Origin of the sequence: Streptomyces sp. RK62, from assembly GCF_018070255.1 — a bacterium.
In the GTDB taxonomy this organism is placed as follows: Bacteria; Actinomycetota; Actinomycetes; order Streptomycetales; family Streptomycetaceae; genus Streptomyces; species Streptomyces nigra.
The window spans coordinates 1-15,790 of sequence record NZ_JAGPYD010000017.1 but is presented as its reverse complement, the minus strand read 5'-3'; the positions used below and the strand labels follow the sequence as shown (position 1 = coordinate 15,790).

The following is a 15,790-nucleotide window of genomic DNA, read 5'->3' as shown; positions in this document are numbered from 1 at the left end:
GTGTGGCGGCCCTGTGGCCTGGACCACTTGTGCGTTTGTGGTCGGGAAAGCAGGGCAGGGGCGGCCCCGGGGTGCTCACTGCGCAACTGTTGCGCAGGTCGCTCCGTTCATCTGCCGCCGAGACAAGAGGTAAGCGTGTCATCCAGGCTTGAGGCCGACCATCTGTACAAGGTGTTCGGCAGACGACCGGACCAGGCCGTCGAACGGCTCCGCCAGGGAGCCGACCGGGAGGAACTGCGCGCCGACGGCACCACCGCCGCCGTGATCGACGCCTCCTTCACGGTCGAACCCGGCCAGATCTTCGTCGTCATGGGCCTGTCCGGCTCCGGCAAGTCCACCTTGCTGCGCATGCTGAACGGCCTGCTCGAGCCGACCGCGGGGCACGTCCGCTTCGACGGGCAGGACCTGACCGCGCTCGGCGACCGCGAACTGCGCGACGTCCGCGCCCGCAAGATCAGCATGGTGTTCCAGCACTTCGCTCTCTTCCCGCACCGCAGCGTCCTGGAGAACGCCGCCTACGGCCTGGCCGTGCAGGGCGTACCCCGTGCCGAACGGGAGAAGCGCGCCGCCGAGGCCCTCGAGCTGTGCGGCCTGGGCGGCTGGGAGAAGTCCTGGCCCGACGAGCTGTCCGGCGGCATGCAGCAGCGCGTGGGCCTCGCCCGCGCCCTCGCCACCGACGCCGACCTGCTCCTCATGGACGAGTCGTTCAGCGCGCTCGACCCGCTGATCCGCCGGGACATGCAGGACCAGCTGCTCCAGCTGCAGAAGACCCTGAAGAAGACGATCGTATTCATCACGCACGACCTCAACGAGGCCATGCGGCTCGGCGACCGCATCGCCGTCATGCGCGACGGACGCATCGTCCAGACCGGCACCGCCGAGGACATCATGCTGCGCCCCGCGAACGACTACGTCGCCTCCTTCATCCAGGACGTCGACCGCTCCCGCGTGCTCACCGCGAGCGCGCTCATGGACACCGGCGTCACCGCGGACGCCCCGCTCTGCGCGTGCGAGACCGCGACCCCCGACACGACGTTCGCCGAGCTGTGCGCGATCAGCACCCGGCTCACGCACCGCGTCTCGGTCGTGGACGGGGCCGGCCGGGTCGTCGGCGTCGTACCGCGCCGCCGACTCCTCGGCTTCCTCGGGGACGAGAGCGCCGATCCCTCGCCCTGCGACAACCCCGAGGGGAAGGTGACCGCTCGTGCCTAGGCTGCGTCTCGGCGACTGGGTCGACTCCGGAGTCGACTGGCTCGTCGCCCACATGGGCTGGCTCTTCGACGCCGTCAAGGCCGTCGTCGAAGGCATGTACGACGGTGTGAACACCGTCCTGACCGCACCCGAGCCCCTGCTGCTCGCGGGCATTCTCGCCGTGCTGGCGTGGTGGCTGCGCGGACTCGTCGCGGGCGTCCTCGCGTTCGGCGGGTTCGCCCTGATCGACTCGCTCGACCTCTGGGACCGGGCGATGTCCACGCTGGCCCTGGTGCTGGTCGCGACCCTCATCGCCCTGGTGATATCGGTCCCGCTGGGCATCTGGGCGGCCCGGTCCAAGACGGTCAGCGCGGTGCTGCGGCCCGTCCTGGACCTGCTCCAGACGATGCCGTCGATGGTGCTGCTCATCCCGGCCATCCTGTTCTTCGGGCTGGGCACCGCCGCCGGTGTCATCGCCACCCTGATCTTCGCGCTCGCCCCCGGCGTCCGCATGACCGAGCTGGGCATCCGGCAGGTCGACGGCGAGCTGGTGGAGGCCGCCGAGGCGTTCGGCACCACACCCCGTGACACCCTGCTGCGCGTCCAGCTGCCGCTGGCCCTGCCCACGATCATGGCGGGCATCAACCAGGTCATCATGCTGAGCCTGTCGATGGTCGTCATCGCCGGCATGGTCGGCACCGGCGGCCTCGGCGGCGCGGTCAACGAGGCCATCGGCCAGCTCGACATCGGCTTCGGCTTCGAGGCGGGCGTCGGCATCGTCGTCCTCGCCATCTACCTCGACCGCATCACCGGCGCGCTCGGCACGCACATCTCCCCGCTCGGCCGCCGCAGCGCCGCCAAGGCCCGCGCGGCCGGCGCCCCCAAGGTGTGGAACCACCGGCCGCGCCCGGTCGTCGCCGTCGCCGGCGTCGCCGCGCTGGCCCTGGTCGCGGGCGGCATGGGCGTCTTCGGCCCGTCCTCCGGCACCGCCGAGGCGTCCGCCACCAACATCGGCGAGGGCAGGAAGATCGAGCTCGGCTACATCCCGTGGGACGAGGGCATCGCCTCCACGTTCCTCTGGAAGGAGCTGCTGGAGCGGCGCGGCTTCGACGTCGAGACCACCCAGTACGCCGCCGGGCCGCTCTACACGGGCCTCGCCACCGGACAGCTCGACTTCCAGACGGACTCCTGGCTGCCGGTCACCCACGCCGAGTACTGGAAGAAGTACGGCAAGCAGCTCGAGGACCTCGGCTCCTGGTACGGCCCCACCTCGCTGGAGCTCTCCGTCCCCTCGTACATGAAGGACGTGAAGTCGCTGGCGGACCTGAAGAACAAGTCCGGCGACTTCAAGGGCAAGATCGTCGGCATCGAGCCGAGCGCCGGGATGATGGGCCTGCTCAAGGACAAGGTCCTCAAGGAGTACGGCCTGGAGGACTCCTACGACGTCGTGGACGGCTCCACGCCCGCGATGCTCGCCGAGCTCAAGCGGGCGTACGCCAAGAAGGAGCCCATCGTCGTCACGCTCTGGTCGCCGCACTGGGCGTACAGCGACTACGACCTGAAGAAGCTCGAGGACCCCAAGGGTGCCTGGGGCTCCGGCGACGACGTGCACACCCTCGCCCGCAAGGGCTTCGCCGAGGACAACCCCGAGGTCGGGGCGTGGCTGAAGGACTTCTCCATGACGGAGAAGCAGCTCACCGGCCTGGAGTCGGAGATCACCAAGGCGGGCAAGGGCAAGGAGCAGGACGCCGTGCGCGCCTGGCTGGACCGCAACCCCGGCCTTGTCGACAAGTGGGCCCCGGTCGCCGGATCGGACCACAAGAGCCAGGCGGCCGGGTGACCTGACGGGCCCGACCGCCGCCCCCCGAGGGGTGGGCCACGCCGTACGTTCTTCCCCTCCGTACGGCGGGCCCACCCCTCGGGGTTTTCCGTCTCCGGAGCGTCGACACCTGTACGAAAAGGATCCGGCCAACCACACAGGGCGATGTCCCGCGCCGGCCCGGTGGGCGCGAAGCGCCGGTGCGCCGGGCCGAGTTCGGCGTCCGGCACACGTCCTCGCCCGGCCCCGGTGAGCAGGTGCGTCGTCCGGGGCGGTCCGGGAACACGGGGGCGGGACGGCGCATTGAACAAGGCAGCGGCACATGTGCGGCGGGGCGGGGACCGGGCGGGCCGCCCGGGCCCGTGGCTCCTCCCGCGGCCGGTGGTTCTGGCGTGATCCGGCGGGTCGCGCTTCCCTCGATGTGTCGTCGATGTGACGGGCGCATGAAACGGTTTGCCGAACATGCGTAGGGTGCAGAGAACCCAGCAGAAGGTGTGCGCCGGACCGCCGGCGTGAGGGCGGCGGACCGGCGAGCGAAGGAGGGAGCCGAGGCGATGGGCGACCACAAGGAGCAGCCCCTCCGGGTGGGCGCCGCGGTGCGCCGGCGCCGCCGCGCCCTGAACCTGACGCTCGCCGTCGTGGCCGAGCGCAGCGGCCTGTCCGTGCCCTTCCTCAGCCAGGTCGAGAACGACAGGGCGCGGCCCAGCCAGAGCTCCCTGGAGAAGGTCGCCGACGCGCTGCGCACCACCGCGGTGGAACTGCTCGCCGCCGCGGACCCGGCGTGCAGCGTCGACGTGGTCCGCGCCGACACCACCGACCTGGCGCCCGAGCCGCGGACCCGGTCCCTGGTGCGCGGCCACCACCAGATGCACGCCTCCGAGTACACCGGCGACCATGACGCCGGCCGTGAACTGCAGCACCGCAACGACCAGTTGATGTACGTCGCCGACGGTGCCGTGGAGATCGAGGCCGAGGGCCGCGCCTACCGCCTGGGCCGCGGCGACACCCTGTATCTGACCGGCGGGGTGCGCCACCGGTGGCGGGCGACCGTACCGGAGACCCGGATCGTCGTCGTCGCCGTGGCCGAGCACATCGAGGCGGTCCGGGACCGGCCGGGACGCTGATGCGCGTCGTCTCCCTGATGCGTGTCGTCTCCCTGGTGCCGTCGCTGACGGAGGCCGTCGCCGTGTCCGCGCCCGGCGTCCTGGTCGGCGCCACCGACTGGTGCACCCACCCCGACGGCCTCGACGTCACCCGGATCGGCGGCACCAAGAACCCCGCGCTCGACCGGATCACCGCCCTCGCCCCCGACCTGGTCGTCGCCAACGAGGAGGAGAACCGCGCGGCCGACCTCGACGCGCTGCGCGCCGCGGGCGTCGAGGTCCTGCTGACCGAGGTGCGGGACGTGCCCGCGGCCTTCCGTGAGCTGGCGCGGGTGCTGGACGCGTGCGGGGTGCGGACCCGGCCGCGCTGGCTGGACGAGGCCGAGGACGCCTGGTCGTCGCCGCCCGGGCCGCCGCGCCGGGTGACGGCCGTGGTGCCGGTGTGGCGGCGGCCCTGGATGGTGCTGGGCCGCGACACCTTCGCCGGGGACGTCCTGGCCCGCCTCGGCGTGGACCACCTGTACGCCGGTCATGCGGACCGCTATCCGCGCGTCCCCCTGGACGAACTGCGGGCCGCGGCGCCGGACGTCGTCGTCCTCCCCGACGAGCCGTACCGCTTCACGGCCGGGGACGGCCCGGAGGCGTTCGACCCGCTGCCGTGCGCGCTCGTCAGCGGACGGCACCTGACGTGGTACGGACCGTCACTGGCCGAGGCGCCACGGGTGCTGTCCGGGGCGCTGCGAGCAGCGCTCCGCTGAACAGGCCGCGGGCGGTGTGCACGGCGGCGACGGCCCAGGCGGCCACCAGCAGGCCGTACAGGCCGACCGCGAGCCCGTCGTAGACGAACAGCCCGGTGTGCCGGGCGAGCGCGGCGGCGCCCGTGACACAGGTGCCGACCGGGAAGGTGAACGCCCACCAGGTCATCGCGAAGCCCATGCCGAGCCGCCGGGCGCGTACGACATGGGCGCCGGCCAGCCCCAGCCACAGCAGGGCGAACCCCATGACGGGCACCCCGTACAGCACGGCGAGCACGCCGAGGCTCTCGCCGTACGGGGCGGGCAGCGCGCCCGGGGCGGCGTCCGCGAACGCGGCGACGGCCGTCGTGGACTGCCCGAGCGGGCCCAGCACCAGGAACAGCGACGGCGTCAGCGTGAGCGGCAACGGGCCGCCGGTGATCAGCCGGGCGAACACCAGCGGCAGCATCAGCAGGGTGGCGAGCAGGCTCAGCCCGAACATCGCCACACAGCCCAGCAGCAGCGTCGCGCGCGCCTGCCCCGGCGGCAGATGCGGCACGAGGAGCGGGCCGACGGCCGCCGCCACCATGGGCGCGACGAGCGGCAGCAGCCACACGGGCGTCGCCTGCGCCGCCATTGTTCGATGCCGTACGGCCATCAGGTACGGGACGGCGACGGCCGCCGCCAGCCCGGTCGCCGTACCGGCGGTGAACAGGACGACGTCCAAGGCGAGCGCGGCATCGTCGCCGATCCAGTCCCGGCCGACGGTGGGGGCACCGCCGCCGACGGCGAGCAGAGCCATCGAAAGGCAGCCGTAGAACGGGGCGACGGCCGGATCGAGGAGATGGGCGCGGGCCTGGTCGCGGTGGTGGGTCCAGTGCAGGGCGCGGGCCGCGAGCAGGGCGAGGAGCAGCAGCAGCGACAGCGCCCAGACGGCCGCGCAGACGGTGCGCAGACCGGGGACGCGGGGCCCGGGCAGCGCCGCGCCCGCGGTGGCGACGGCGGCGGTGCCCATGACGGCGGCGTACCAGTTCGGTCCGAGGTGACGGACGGTGGTGACCATGACCCCAGCGTCGGGGCGCCGCGGACCGCCCGCCAGGGAGTCCCTTCCTATGGCGACATAAACTGACCTTATGAGCGAGGAGGCGGAGCAGCGGTTCCGCGCCGGATCCGTGGCGCACCGCGTCCCCGATCTGGGCGCGATGGAACTGCTGCTTGCGGTGGCACGACTGGGCAGTCTGGGCGGGGCGGCGCGGGAGCTGGGCATCACCCAGCCGGCGGCGAGCAGCCGGATCCGCTCCATGGAACGCCAGTTGGGGGTCGCGCTGGTGGACCGGTCCCCGCGGGGCTCACGGCTGACCGACGCGGGGGCGCTGGTCACCGACTGGGCGCGGCGGGTCGTGGAGGCGGCGGAGGCGTTCGACGCCGGGGCGCAGGCGCTGCGGGTGCGGCGGGACTCACGGCTGCGGGTCGCGGCGAGCATGACCATCGCGGAGTATCTGCTGCCGGGCTGGCTGCTCGCGCTGCGCGCCCAGCGGCCGGACACCGCGGTGTCCCTGCACGCCGGGAACTCGGCGGCGGTCGCGGAGCGGCTGCTGTCCGGCGAGGCGGATCTGGGGTTCGTGGAGGGGCTGACCGTGCCGACCGGGCTGGACTCCGTGGTCATCGCCCACGACAGCCTGATCGTGGTGACCGCGCCGGGGCACGCCTGGGCGCGGCGGCGCCGTCCGCTGGACGCGACCGAGCTGGCGGCGACCCCGCTGATCCTGCGCGAGAAGGGCTCGGGCACCCGGCAGGTCCTGGACGCGGCACTGGGTGGACTGGCCCGGCCGCTGATCGAACTGTCCTCCACGACGGCCGTGAAGGCGGCCGCCGTGAGCGGCGCCGGTCCCGCCGTCCTCAGCGAACTCGCCGTCGGCGAGGAACTGTCCATGCGCCGCCTGGTCGCCATCCCCCTGGCCGGCGTCTCCCTGGCCCGCGACCTCCGCGCGGTCTGGCCCACGGGCCACCGCCCGGTGGGCCCGGCGCGGGAACTGCTGTCGCTGACGCGGGGGTGAGGGGGGCTCCGCCGGGTGGAGCGGAGGTCTGCGGTGCGCGGGCGATGCGAGGGTGGCCCTCGACCGCTCCGGGTCGGATCAGCGCCCGGACGGTGGCCGGGGGCGCGGTCAGGTGGACGCTTGCCCGCCGGCTCGGCGTGGACGGTCAGGCACACCCGAGGCCGGGGAAGGGGCGCCCCGGCGGGGCAGGCGCTGGATCGGTCGCTGGTGTCTCGTGTCGGGGCCGCTGGTGAGCCGTGCGCGCGACGGCCGGACGTCGTCGGCTGGCGGGGGTGGTCGGCGCCGACGGACCGACGGTCGCCCGTGTCTCGCGTTGGTGCCGGCGGTTGGCCGCTCGCGCGCCGGCTGGGTGCCGTCGGCTCGCAGGGAGGGGCGGCGCGTGCGGACCGGGCGCGGTGGTGGGCAGGCGCGGGCTCGGTCGGTCGTGTCTCGTGGCGGCGCCGCCGGTTGGCCGCTCGCGCGCCGGCCGGGCGCCATCGGCTCGCGGGGATGGACGGCGCCTGCGGACCGGGTGTGACGGTGGTGCCGGCGCCGGGGCGGCCGGCCGACGCCCCGGCGCTTCAGCCGCCCGCCGCCTGCACCAGGGCGCGCATCACCCGTACGTCCTCGCCCATCTCCGGGTGCCACTGGACGCCCAGGACCCAGGGGGACGAAGGGAGTTCGATCGCCTCGACCGTGCCGTCGGCCGCGTGGGCCGTGGGGATCAGGCCCTCGCCGAGCCGGTCGACGGCCTGGTGGTGGTAGGTGGGGACGGTCGTCTCCTCCGGGACCGCGGCGGCGTACAGGGTGCCCGGCACCGGCTTGACGGGGTGGCCGCCGAAGACGCCGACGACCTCCGCGTGCCCGTCGAGGTGCTGGACGAGCGTGCCGCCGCGGGCGACGTTCAGCAGCTGCATGCCCCGGCAGATGCCGAGCAGCGGGACGCCCGCCGCCAGGGCCGCGTCGATCAGGGCCAGCTCCCACACGTCCCGGTCCGGCGCCGGCGGCCCGGTGCGCGGGTCGCGCTCGGCGCCGTACCGGACCGGGTCGACGTCCGGGCCGCCCGCGACGACCAGCCCGTCCAGCCGGGCCACGGCCGCCGCCGCGTGCTCCGGGTCGTCCGGCGGCAGCATCGCGGCCAGACCGCCCGCCCGCTGTACCAGGCGCGGGTAGCCGACCGGCAGCAGGGCCGCCTCCAGCTCCCACACGCCCCAGCGCGCCCCCGCCTCCAGATAGGTGCTGACCCCGATCAACGGCCTGCTCACGACCGCTCCTTCCCGCTGTGCCGTGCTGCTCAGTCCCGTGTCAACTCTGCCTCGGCCGCCGCCAGCGCCGCGAACTCCTCCTCCGGCGCCTTCGCCACCAGATGCTTGCGGCTGTACAGGCCGAAGTAGGCGACGGCCACCGCGTACACCGCGAGTGCGATGAACGCCGCCGTCACGTCCACCAGGAACGTCGCCACCAGCGCCGCGCACGCGAGCACCAGCGCCACCGAGGAGGTCAGCACCCCGCCCGGCGTCCGGTACGGCCGCGGCAGCTCCGGCTCGCGGCGGCGCAGCACGATGTGCGACAGGGACATCAGGGCGTACGAGATGGTCGCGCCGAAGACGGCGATGTTCAGCATCCGGGCGCCGTTGCCGGACGCCGCGGCGAGCAGGAAGCCGATGCTGCCGGGCACGATCAGGCCCAGGTAGGGCGCCTTGCGGCGGCTGGTCAGGGACAGGAAGCGGGGCAGGTATCCCGCGCGGGACAGCGCGAACAGCTGGCGGGAGCCCGCGTAGATCAGGGAGAAGAAGGACGCCACCAGCCCGGCCAGACCGGCGTAGTTGACGATCCGGCTCAGCACGGTGGCCTCGCCGTCCGGCTGCAGGGCCTCGACCAGCGGGTTGCCCGCGTCCTGGACGGCGGCCGAGCCGCGCGCCCCGGCCGCCGCGAAGAACGTCACCACGGCGAGGACCACCAGCACGCCCATCGACCAGCGGATCGCCCGCGGCAGCGTGCGGGCCGGGTCCTTCGTCTCCTCGGCTGCCAGCGGCACACCCTCCACGCCCAGGAAGAACCACATGCCGAAGGGGAAGGCCGCCCAGATCCCGAGCAGACCGAACGGCAGCCATGAACTCGACCCGGCGGCGGAGGTGTCCACCGGGATGTCGTCCAGCGATCCGAAGGAGAACTCGGGCAGCGCCGACAGGGCGAACACGATCAGGGCCGCCACCGCGATCCCGGTGACGACGAAGCTGAACCGCAGCGCCTCGCCGACGCCCCACAGATGGATGCCGAGGAAGATCGCGAAGCACACCAGATACAGCGGCCACCCCGACTCCAGGCCGAACAGGCCGAGGGACTCCACGTAGTCGCCGATGAAGATGACGATCGCGGCGGGGGCGAGGACGTACTCGATGAGGATGGCCGTACCGGTGAGGAAGCCGCCCCACGGGCCGAGCGCGCGGCGGGCGAAGCCGTAGCCGCCGCCCGCCGTCGGCAGGATCGAGGACAGCTCGGCGAGCGCGAACACCATGCACGCGTACATCGCGCCCATGAGCACCATGGCGATCGCCAGGCCGCCGAAGCCGCCCTCCGCCAGGCCGAAGTTCCAGCCGGAGTAGTCACCGGAGACGACGTAGGCGACGCCGAGACCGGTCAGCAGCACCCAGCCGGCGCTGCCGCGGCGCAGCGCTCTGCGGCTGAGATAGTCGTCCGCCTCCGCGGCGGACGGGGTGTCGGTGGATTCCTGGGACATGTGCGGACTCCCCACGGGGCGACGGGCACGGGCTGTTCCGGGCACGGTGGGGTCGTCGACCGGGCTCCGGCGCAATGGAATGGATGCATACCTTTGCGGTCGCCGTCCCGCAAGGCAAGACCCGTGCGTTAATCGCCCGTAAAACCTTCCCCGCCCGCTCCCGGTCACGCCCTGGGCCGTGCTCCTCAGCCGAGGAAGCCGCGCAGCAGGGCCGCCGTGCCCGCGCAGTGCTCGCGCATGATCTCCCGCGCTTCGTCGGCGTTCCCCTCGATCACCGCCTCCACCACCGCGGCGTGCTGGCGCTGCGAGTGCTCCAGGTTGCGCACCAGCAGCGGGATGCAGTCCAGCAGGTCGTTGACGCTCGCGCGGACCGCCGCGTACTGCGCGGTCAGCGTGGGGGAGCCGGACAGCTCGGCCAGCGTCAGATGCAGCAGGGTGTCCAGCCGCCGGTACTCGCTCAGCGGCGCGTCGTGCGTACGCGCCAGCGCCTCGCGCAGCCGGTCCGCCTGCCGTTCGTCCAGCCCGTGCGCGGCGCACAGCCCCGCCGCGCCCACCTCCAGCACCTCGCGGAAGCGCAGCGCGTCCTCCACGTCGACGTCCTTCAGCCGGCGCCGCAGCTCCTCCTCGCCGGGTGTCTCGGTGCGCGGCAGCACGAACGTGCCGCCGTACCGGCCGCGCCGCGACTCGACCAGACCCTGGTCCTGTAGCACCTTCAGCACCTCGCGCAGCGTCACCCGGCTGATCCCCAGCCGCTCCGCCAGCTCCCGCTCCGCCGGCAGTCGCTCCCCGCCCGGCACCAGGCCCAGCCGGACCACCTGGAGGATCTGTTCCAGGGCCTCCTCGAAGCCGTTGCCGGCCCGCACCGGCCGCAGGACCGACGTCAGCCGGTCGGCGGCCCCGGGCGCCCCGTGCCCCGTGTCCGTCCGCGACATGTCACCGGACCCCCTTCCCAATCAATGGTCCTGCGCAATACCTTATGGCTCCCGGCTGACCGAAGTAGCCGAATGGAGGCTCTCCCGTGGCAGACCGCACACCCCCGCTGAGCGTCGAGGAGCTGCGCGCCCTCGTCGCCGGCGGTGAGATCGACACTGTCGTCCTGGCCTTCCCCGACATGCAAGGCCGGCTCCAGGGCAAGCGGTTCGCCGCCCGCTTCTTCCTCGACGAGGTCCTGCACCACGGCACCGAGGGCTGCAACTACCTGCTCGCCGTCGACACCGAGATGAACACCGTCGACGGCTACGCCATGTCCTCCTGGGACCGCGGCTACGGCGACTTCGCCATGCATCCCGACCTCAGCACCCTGCGCCGCGTCCCCTGGAACGCCGGCACCGCGATGCTCGTCGCCGACCTCGCGTGGGAGGACGGCTCACCCGTGGCCGCCGCGCCCCGCCAGATCCTGCGCCGCCAGCTGGAGCGCCTCGCCGAGCTCGGCTACACGGCGAACGTCGGCACCGAGCTGGAGTTCATCGTCTTCAAGGACACCTACGAGCAGGCATGGGACGCCGGCTACCGCGACCTCACCCCGGCGAACCAGTACAACATCGACTACTCGGTGCTGGGCACCGGCCGTATCGAGCCCTTGCTGCGCCGTATCCGCAACGAGATGGCGGCCGCAGGCCTCATCGTCGAGTCCGCCAAGGGCGAGTGCAACCCCGGCCAGCACGAGATCGTGTTCCGCTACGACGAGGCCCTCGTCACCTGCGACCAGCACGCCGTCTACAAGACCGGCGCCAAGGAGATCGCCGCCCAGGAGGGGGTCTCCATCACCTTCATGGCCAAGTACAACGAGCGCGAGGGCAACTCCTGCCACATCCACCTCTCGCTCACCGACACCGGCGGCGACAGCGTGATGGCCGGACCCGACGGCATGTCCGAGGTCATGCGGCACTTCCTGGCCGGCCAGCTCGCCGCCCTGCGCGACTTCTCCCTGCTGTACGCGCCCAACATCAACTCCTACAAGCGGTTCGCGGCCGGCTCCTTCGCGCCGACCGCCGTCGCCTGGGGCCGCGACAACCGCACCTGCGCCCTGCGCGTCGTCGGCCACGGCCGCTCCCTGCGCTTCGAGAACCGGCTCCCCGGCGGCGACGTCAACCCGCATCTCGCCGTCGCCGGACTCGTCGCCGCCGGCCTGTACGGCATCGAGCACAAGCTCGAACTGCCCGAGCCCTGCCCCGGGAACGCCTACACCGCCGACTACGAGCACGTCCCCACCACGCTGCGCGAGGCCGCCGAACTCTGGGAGAACAGCCCGATCGCCAAGGCCGCCTTCGGCGACGAGGTCGTCGCCCACTACCGCAACATGGCACGCGTCGAACTCGACGCCTTCGACGCCGCGGTGACCGACTGGGAGCTGCGCCGCTCCTTCGAACGCATGTGAGGCCCTTCTTGTCCGACCAGCTCCAGGTACTGAACCCGGCCACCGAAGAGGTCGTCGCCACCGTCCCGGCCGCGAGCCCGGCCGACGTGGACGCGGCCGTCGTACGCGCCACCAAGGCGCAGGCCGTGTGGTCCGCCCTCGCACCCGGCGAACGCGCCCGCCTGCTGCGCCGGTTCGCCGTCACCGTCGACGACCACCTCGAGGAACTCGCCCGGCTCGAGGTTCGCGAAGCCGGCCACACCCTCGGCAACGCCCGCTGGGAGGCGGGCAACGTCCGCGATCTGCTCGACTACGCGGCCGGGGGAGTGGAGCGGCTCACCGGCCGACAGATCCCGGTCTCCGGCGGCCTGAACGTGACGATCCACGAGCCGCTCGGTGTCGTCGCCGTCATCGCCCCCTGGAACTTCCCCATGCCGATCGCCGCCTGGGGCACCGCCCCCGCGCTCGCGGCCGGCAACGCGGTCCTGCTCAAGCCCGCCGAGACGACCCCGCTGACCGCCCTGCGGCTGGCCGAACTCGCCCTGGAGGCCGGGCTGCCGGAAGGGCTCTTCCAGGTGCTTCCCGGCCATGGCCCGGTCACCGGCGACGCCCTGGTCACCCACCCCGGCGTCGCGAAGATCGTGTTCACCGGCTCCACCGCCGTCGGCAAGCAGATCCTCGCCAAGGGCTCCGCCCAGCTCAAGCGCGTCACCCTCGAACTCGGCGGCAAGAGCCCCAACATCGTCTTCGCCGACGCCGACCTCGAAGCCGCCGCGGAGGCCGCCCCTCTGTCCTTCCTCGACAACTCGGGCCAGGACTGCTGCGCCCGCACCCGCATCCTCGTCCAGCGCTCCGTCCACGACCGCTTCCTGGAGCTCCTGACCCCCGCGATCGAGGCCGTGACGGTCGGCGACCCGGCCGACGAGCGGACCCAGATGGGCCCGCTGATCTCCCGCGCCCAGCTCGACCGGGTCAGCTCCTACGTCGACCCCAAGGCGCCCGGCATCCGCGGCAAGGCGCCCGAGGGGCCCGGCTTCTGGTACCCGCCGACCGTCCTCACCGGCGTCGACCCGGCGGCACGGGTGGCCGTCGAGGAGGTCTTCGGACCCGTCGCCGTGGTCCTGCCCTTCGACGACGAGGCGGACGCCGTACGCCTCGCCAACGCCACCGACTACGGCCTGTCCGGCTCCCTGTGGACCCGCGACGTCGGCCGCGCCCTGCGCGTCTCCCAGGCCGTCCGCGCCGGCAACCTGTCCGTCAACTCCCACTCCAGCGTCCGCTACTGGACCCCGTTCGGCGGGTTCAAGCAGTCCGGCATCGGCCGCGAACTGGGACCGGACGCCCTGACCGCCTTCACCGAGACCAAGAACGTCTTCATCAGCACGGAGGGCCCCGCACAGTGACCGAAGCAATCGTGTGCCGTCGCCTCGCCGGCCGTACGGCCGTCATCACCGGAGCCGGCAGCGGCATCGGCCTCGCCACCGCCCGCCGGCTCGCCTCCGAGGGCGCGCACGTCGTCTGCGGCGACGTCGACGAACAGCGCGGCAAGGCCGCCGCCGAGGAGGTCGGCGGGATCTACGTCGAGGTCGACGTCACCGACCCCGAGCAGGTCGAGGCGCTGTTCAAGACCGCGTACGACACCTACGGCAGCGTCGACATCGCCTTCAACAACGCCGGCATCTCGCCGCCCGACGACGACTCCATCCTCGAAACCGGCCTGGAGGCGTGGAAGCGGGTCCAGGAGGTCAACCTCACCTCCGTCTACCTGTGCTGCAAGGCCGCCATCCCGTACATGCGGCGCCAGGGCAAGGGCTCCATCATCAACACCGCGTCCTTCGTGGCGAGGATGGGCGCCGCCACCTCCCAGATCTCGTACACGGCCTCCAAGGGAGGTGTGCTGGCCATGTCCCGGGAGCTGGGCGTGCAGTTCGCCCGCGACGGCATCCGGGTCAACGCCCTGTGCCCCGGACCGGTCAACACCCCGCTGCTGCAGGAGCTGTTCGCCAAGGACCCGGAGCGTGCCGCCCGGCGCCTCGTGCACATCCCCGTCGGCCGGTTCGCCGAGGCCGACGAGATCGCCGCCGCCGTCGCCTTCCTGGCCAGCGACGACTCCTCCTTCGTCAACGCCACCGACTTTCTGGTCGACGGCGGGATCTCGGGGGCGTACGTCACGCCTCTCTAGGCCGTGTCCGGCCGGAGGGGAGTGTCCCTTCCGGCCGGTGCCCGGCTACAGGAAGGTGTGGCCCTCGCCCCGGTACGTCGGCACGGTGTCCGTCACCCGGTCGCCCCGGACGAGGTGCAGCGCGTCGAACCGCTCGCACAGCTCACCGGCCTTGGCGTGCCGGAACCACACCTTGTCCCCGAGCAGCAGATCGTCCGCCGGGGAGCCCAGCAGCGGGGTCTGCACCTCGCCGGGGCCCTCCTGCGGGTCGTACCGCAGGCCCTCCGGCAGATACGGCACCGGCAGCCGGTCCTTGCCCGCCACACCCGAGGCGGGGTAGCCGCCGCCGAGCACGGTCACCACACCGACGCCCGGCCGGCGCACCACCGGCTGCGCGAACAGCGCCGCAGGACGCCCGTCGAACGACGTGTAGTTGTCGAACAGACGCGGCACGTACAGGCCCGAACCGGCCCCGATCTCGGTGACACACTCCTCGGCCGCGGTGAACTGCACACTGCCCGTCCCGCCGCCGTTCACGAACCGCAGCTCCGGCACCACGGCCCGGACCGCCCGCACCACCGCGGCCCGCCGCTCCGCCAGCTCCTTGCGGGCCGTGGCCTGCATCAGCCGCACAGCACGCGAGCGCAGAGGGCGCCCCGGCACGGAGTCCCCGACCCCGGCGACATGCCCCTCGTACGCCATGATCCCGACCACCTCGAAGCCAGGGCGGCGGGCCACCGCGCGGGCCATGTCGGCGACCTGGGCGGGGGAGTGCAGCGGCGACCTGCGGGCCCCGACCCGCACCCGGCCGCCGAACAGCCGCAGCGAGGTGTCCAACTCCAGGCACACCCGCACCACTTCACGGCCGCCCGCGCGGGACTCGTCGATCAGCCGCAGCTGCGCCGGGTCGTCGATCATCACGGTGACCGCCGCCGCGAGCTTGGGATCACTGGTCAGCTCGGCGAAGGCGGCCCGGTCGGCGGACGGATAGGCCAGCAGGACGTCGTCGAAACCGGACCGCGCCAGCCACAGGGACTCGGCGAGGGTGAACGACATGATCCCCGCGAAGCCGTCCTTCGCGAGGACGCGTTCGAGCAGCGCCCGGCAGCGCACGGACTTGCTCGCGACCCGGATCGGCTTGCCGCCGGCCCGGCGGAGCATGTCGTCCGCGTTGGCGTCGAAGGCGTCCAGGTCCACGATCGCGAGAGGGGCGTCGAGATGGGCGGTGGCCCGGTCGTAACGGGCCCGGTCGGCGGCGCGCGCAGTCATGAACGAAGCCTGCCAGACCGGATTACCGCAGGGTAGGGGGACGTTCCGGGCAGATGTGCACGGGGTCGCGGACTGGTTCCCTCCCGCCCCGCATCAACCCGTAGAGTGACGCGCACGCAAGGGGAACGCCACCGGTCGCGCACCGCGCCGGGATGACGCTCCCCGGGTGCGGGTATGCGTGCCTGGTCGGAGAAGTCCGCCGGGCGCACCGGCACCGGGGACGACGGCCCGTGGACGAGGACGGGCCCGGACACGAGGAAACGGGGGGTGCATGAGCACGGAAGCGCGCCGCGCCCCGATCCCACCGCGCCCCACCACACCCCCACCCCCGGCGACCCCACCCCGCCCCACGAACCCCCCGGAACCGCCGAGCACCGCCCC

At 73.0% G+C, this 15,790-nt stretch carries 13 protein-coding genes; 8 read left to right on the top strand and 5 right to left on the bottom strand.

Annotated features, from left to right (window positions below):
- Positions 1 to 135: 135 nt before the first annotated feature.
- The 4 genes from KBY32_RS28995 to KBY32_RS28980 all read left to right on the top strand — a co-directional run bounded on the left by KBY32_RS28995 (position 136) and on the right by KBY32_RS28980 (position 4,871).
- Positions 136 to 1,212, top strand: a complete 1,077-nt coding sequence (locus KBY32_RS28995; protein WP_210982188.1) for a glycine betaine/L-proline ABC transporter ATP-binding protein — start codon at positions 136 to 138, stop codon at positions 1,210 to 1,212.
- Positions 1,205 to 3,031: an ABC transporter permease/substrate binding protein gene (locus KBY32_RS28990; RefSeq protein WP_210982187.1), complete on the top strand. Its 1,827-nt coding sequence runs from the start codon at positions 1,205 to 1,207 to the stop codon at positions 3,029 to 3,031. The genes KBY32_RS28995 and KBY32_RS28990 overlap by 8 nt, the downstream gene beginning before the upstream one ends.
- Before the next feature lie 533 nt (positions 3,032 to 3,564).
- Entirely contained in the window at positions 3,565 to 4,134 is a 570-nt protein-coding gene (locus KBY32_RS28985; RefSeq protein ID WP_055622902.1) for a helix-turn-helix domain-containing protein, read from the top strand.
- A 17-nt stretch (positions 4,135 to 4,151) separates the two neighbouring features.
- Entirely contained in the window at positions 4,152 to 4,871 is a 720-nt protein-coding gene (locus KBY32_RS28980; RefSeq protein ID WP_210982299.1) for a helical backbone metal receptor, read from the top strand.
- On the opposite strand, the gene KBY32_RS28975 is transcribed toward KBY32_RS28980, so the two are convergent.
- Entirely contained in the window at positions 4,783 to 5,910 is a 1,128-nt protein-coding gene (locus tag KBY32_RS28975) for a TDT family transporter (RefSeq protein WP_210982186.1), read from the bottom strand. The genes KBY32_RS28980 and KBY32_RS28975 overlap by 89 nt on opposite strands.
- Before the next feature lie 70 nt (positions 5,911 to 5,980).
- Here KBY32_RS28975 and KBY32_RS28970 point away from each other — a divergent pair, with 70 nt between their 5' ends.
- Positions 5,981 to 6,904, top strand: coding sequence for a LysR family transcriptional regulator (locus KBY32_RS28970; RefSeq protein WP_210982185.1), 924 nt, complete (start codon positions 5,981 to 5,983; stop codon positions 6,902 to 6,904).
- 560 nt (positions 6,905 to 7,464) lie between these two features.
- On the opposite strand, the gene KBY32_RS28965 is transcribed toward KBY32_RS28970, so the two are convergent.
- From KBY32_RS28965 to KBY32_RS28955, 3 genes are all read right to left on the bottom strand, one after another.
- Positions 7,465 to 8,136 carry a gamma-glutamyl-gamma-aminobutyrate hydrolase family protein gene (locus KBY32_RS28965; RefSeq protein ID WP_181890314.1) on the bottom strand — a complete coding sequence of 224 codons (672 nt, stop codon included), beginning with the start codon at positions 8,134 to 8,136 and terminating at the stop codon, positions 7,465 to 7,467.
- 41 nt (positions 8,137 to 8,177) lie between these two features.
- Positions 8,178 to 9,623, bottom strand: a complete 1,446-nt coding sequence (gene eat, locus KBY32_RS28960; RefSeq protein WP_055622907.1) for an ethanolamine permease — start codon at positions 9,621 to 9,623, stop codon at positions 8,178 to 8,180.
- Between the two features lie 185 nt (positions 9,624 to 9,808).
- Positions 9,809 to 10,555, bottom strand: coding sequence for a FadR/GntR family transcriptional regulator (locus KBY32_RS28955; protein WP_210982184.1), 747 nt, complete (start codon positions 10,553 to 10,555; stop codon positions 9,809 to 9,811).
- Between the two features lie 86 nt (positions 10,556 to 10,641).
- Here KBY32_RS28955 and KBY32_RS28950 point away from each other — a divergent pair, with 86 nt between their 5' ends.
- Genes KBY32_RS28950 through KBY32_RS28940 form a run of 3 tightly spaced genes read left to right on the top strand, consistent with a single transcriptional unit; the run spans position 10,642 to position 14,161 of the window.
- Positions 10,642 to 12,000 (top strand): glutamine synthetase family protein, encoded by a 1,359-nt coding sequence (locus KBY32_RS28950; RefSeq protein WP_210982183.1) that lies wholly within the window; start codon positions 10,642 to 10,644, stop codon positions 11,998 to 12,000.
- Between the two features lie 8 nt (positions 12,001 to 12,008).
- Positions 12,009 to 13,382: an aldehyde dehydrogenase gene (locus KBY32_RS28945; RefSeq protein ID WP_247690157.1), complete on the top strand. Its 1,374-nt coding sequence runs from the start codon at positions 12,009 to 12,011 to the stop codon at positions 13,380 to 13,382.
- Complete coding sequence (locus KBY32_RS28940; protein WP_115506357.1) at positions 13,379 to 14,161, top strand: 3-oxoacyl-ACP reductase; 783 nt, start codon at positions 13,379 to 13,381, stop codon at positions 14,159 to 14,161. The genes KBY32_RS28945 and KBY32_RS28940 overlap by 4 nt, the downstream gene beginning before the upstream one ends.
- A 45-nt stretch (positions 14,162 to 14,206) precedes the next feature.
- Here KBY32_RS28940 and KBY32_RS28935 read toward each other — a convergent pair whose 3' ends face one another.
- The gene (locus KBY32_RS28935) at positions 14,207 to 15,409 is read right to left on the bottom strand and encodes an amino acid deaminase/aldolase (RefSeq protein ID WP_108706047.1); all 1,203 of its coding nucleotides are present in this window, start codon (positions 15,407 to 15,409) and stop codon (positions 14,207 to 14,209) included.
- Positions 15,410 to 15,790 lie beyond the last annotated feature (381 nt).

Coding starts and splice junctions, on each gene's coding strand:
- KBY32_RS28985 (WP_055622902.1), top strand. CDS start 3,565: ATGGGCGACCACAAGGAGCAGCCCCTCCGGGTGGGCGCCGCGGTGCGC.
- KBY32_RS28980 (WP_210982299.1), top strand. CDS start 4,152: ATGCGTGTCGTCTCCCTGGTGCCGTCGCTGACGGAGGCCGTCGCCGTG.
- KBY32_RS28975 (WP_210982186.1), bottom strand. CDS start 5,910: ATGGTCACCACCGTCCGTCACCTCGGACCGAACTGGTACGCCGCCGTC.
- KBY32_RS28970 (WP_210982185.1), top strand. CDS start 5,981: ATGAGCGAGGAGGCGGAGCAGCGGTTCCGCGCCGGATCCGTGGCGCAC.
- eat (WP_055622907.1), bottom strand. CDS start 9,623: ATGTCCCAGGAATCCACCGACACCCCGTCCGCCGCGGAGGCGGACGAC.
- KBY32_RS28955 (WP_210982184.1), bottom strand. CDS start 10,555: ATGTCGCGGACGGACACGGGGCACGGGGCGCCCGGGGCCGCCGACCGG.
- KBY32_RS28935 (WP_108706047.1), bottom strand. CDS start 15,409: ATGACTGCGCGCGCCGCCGACCGGGCCCGTTACGACCGGGCCACCGCC.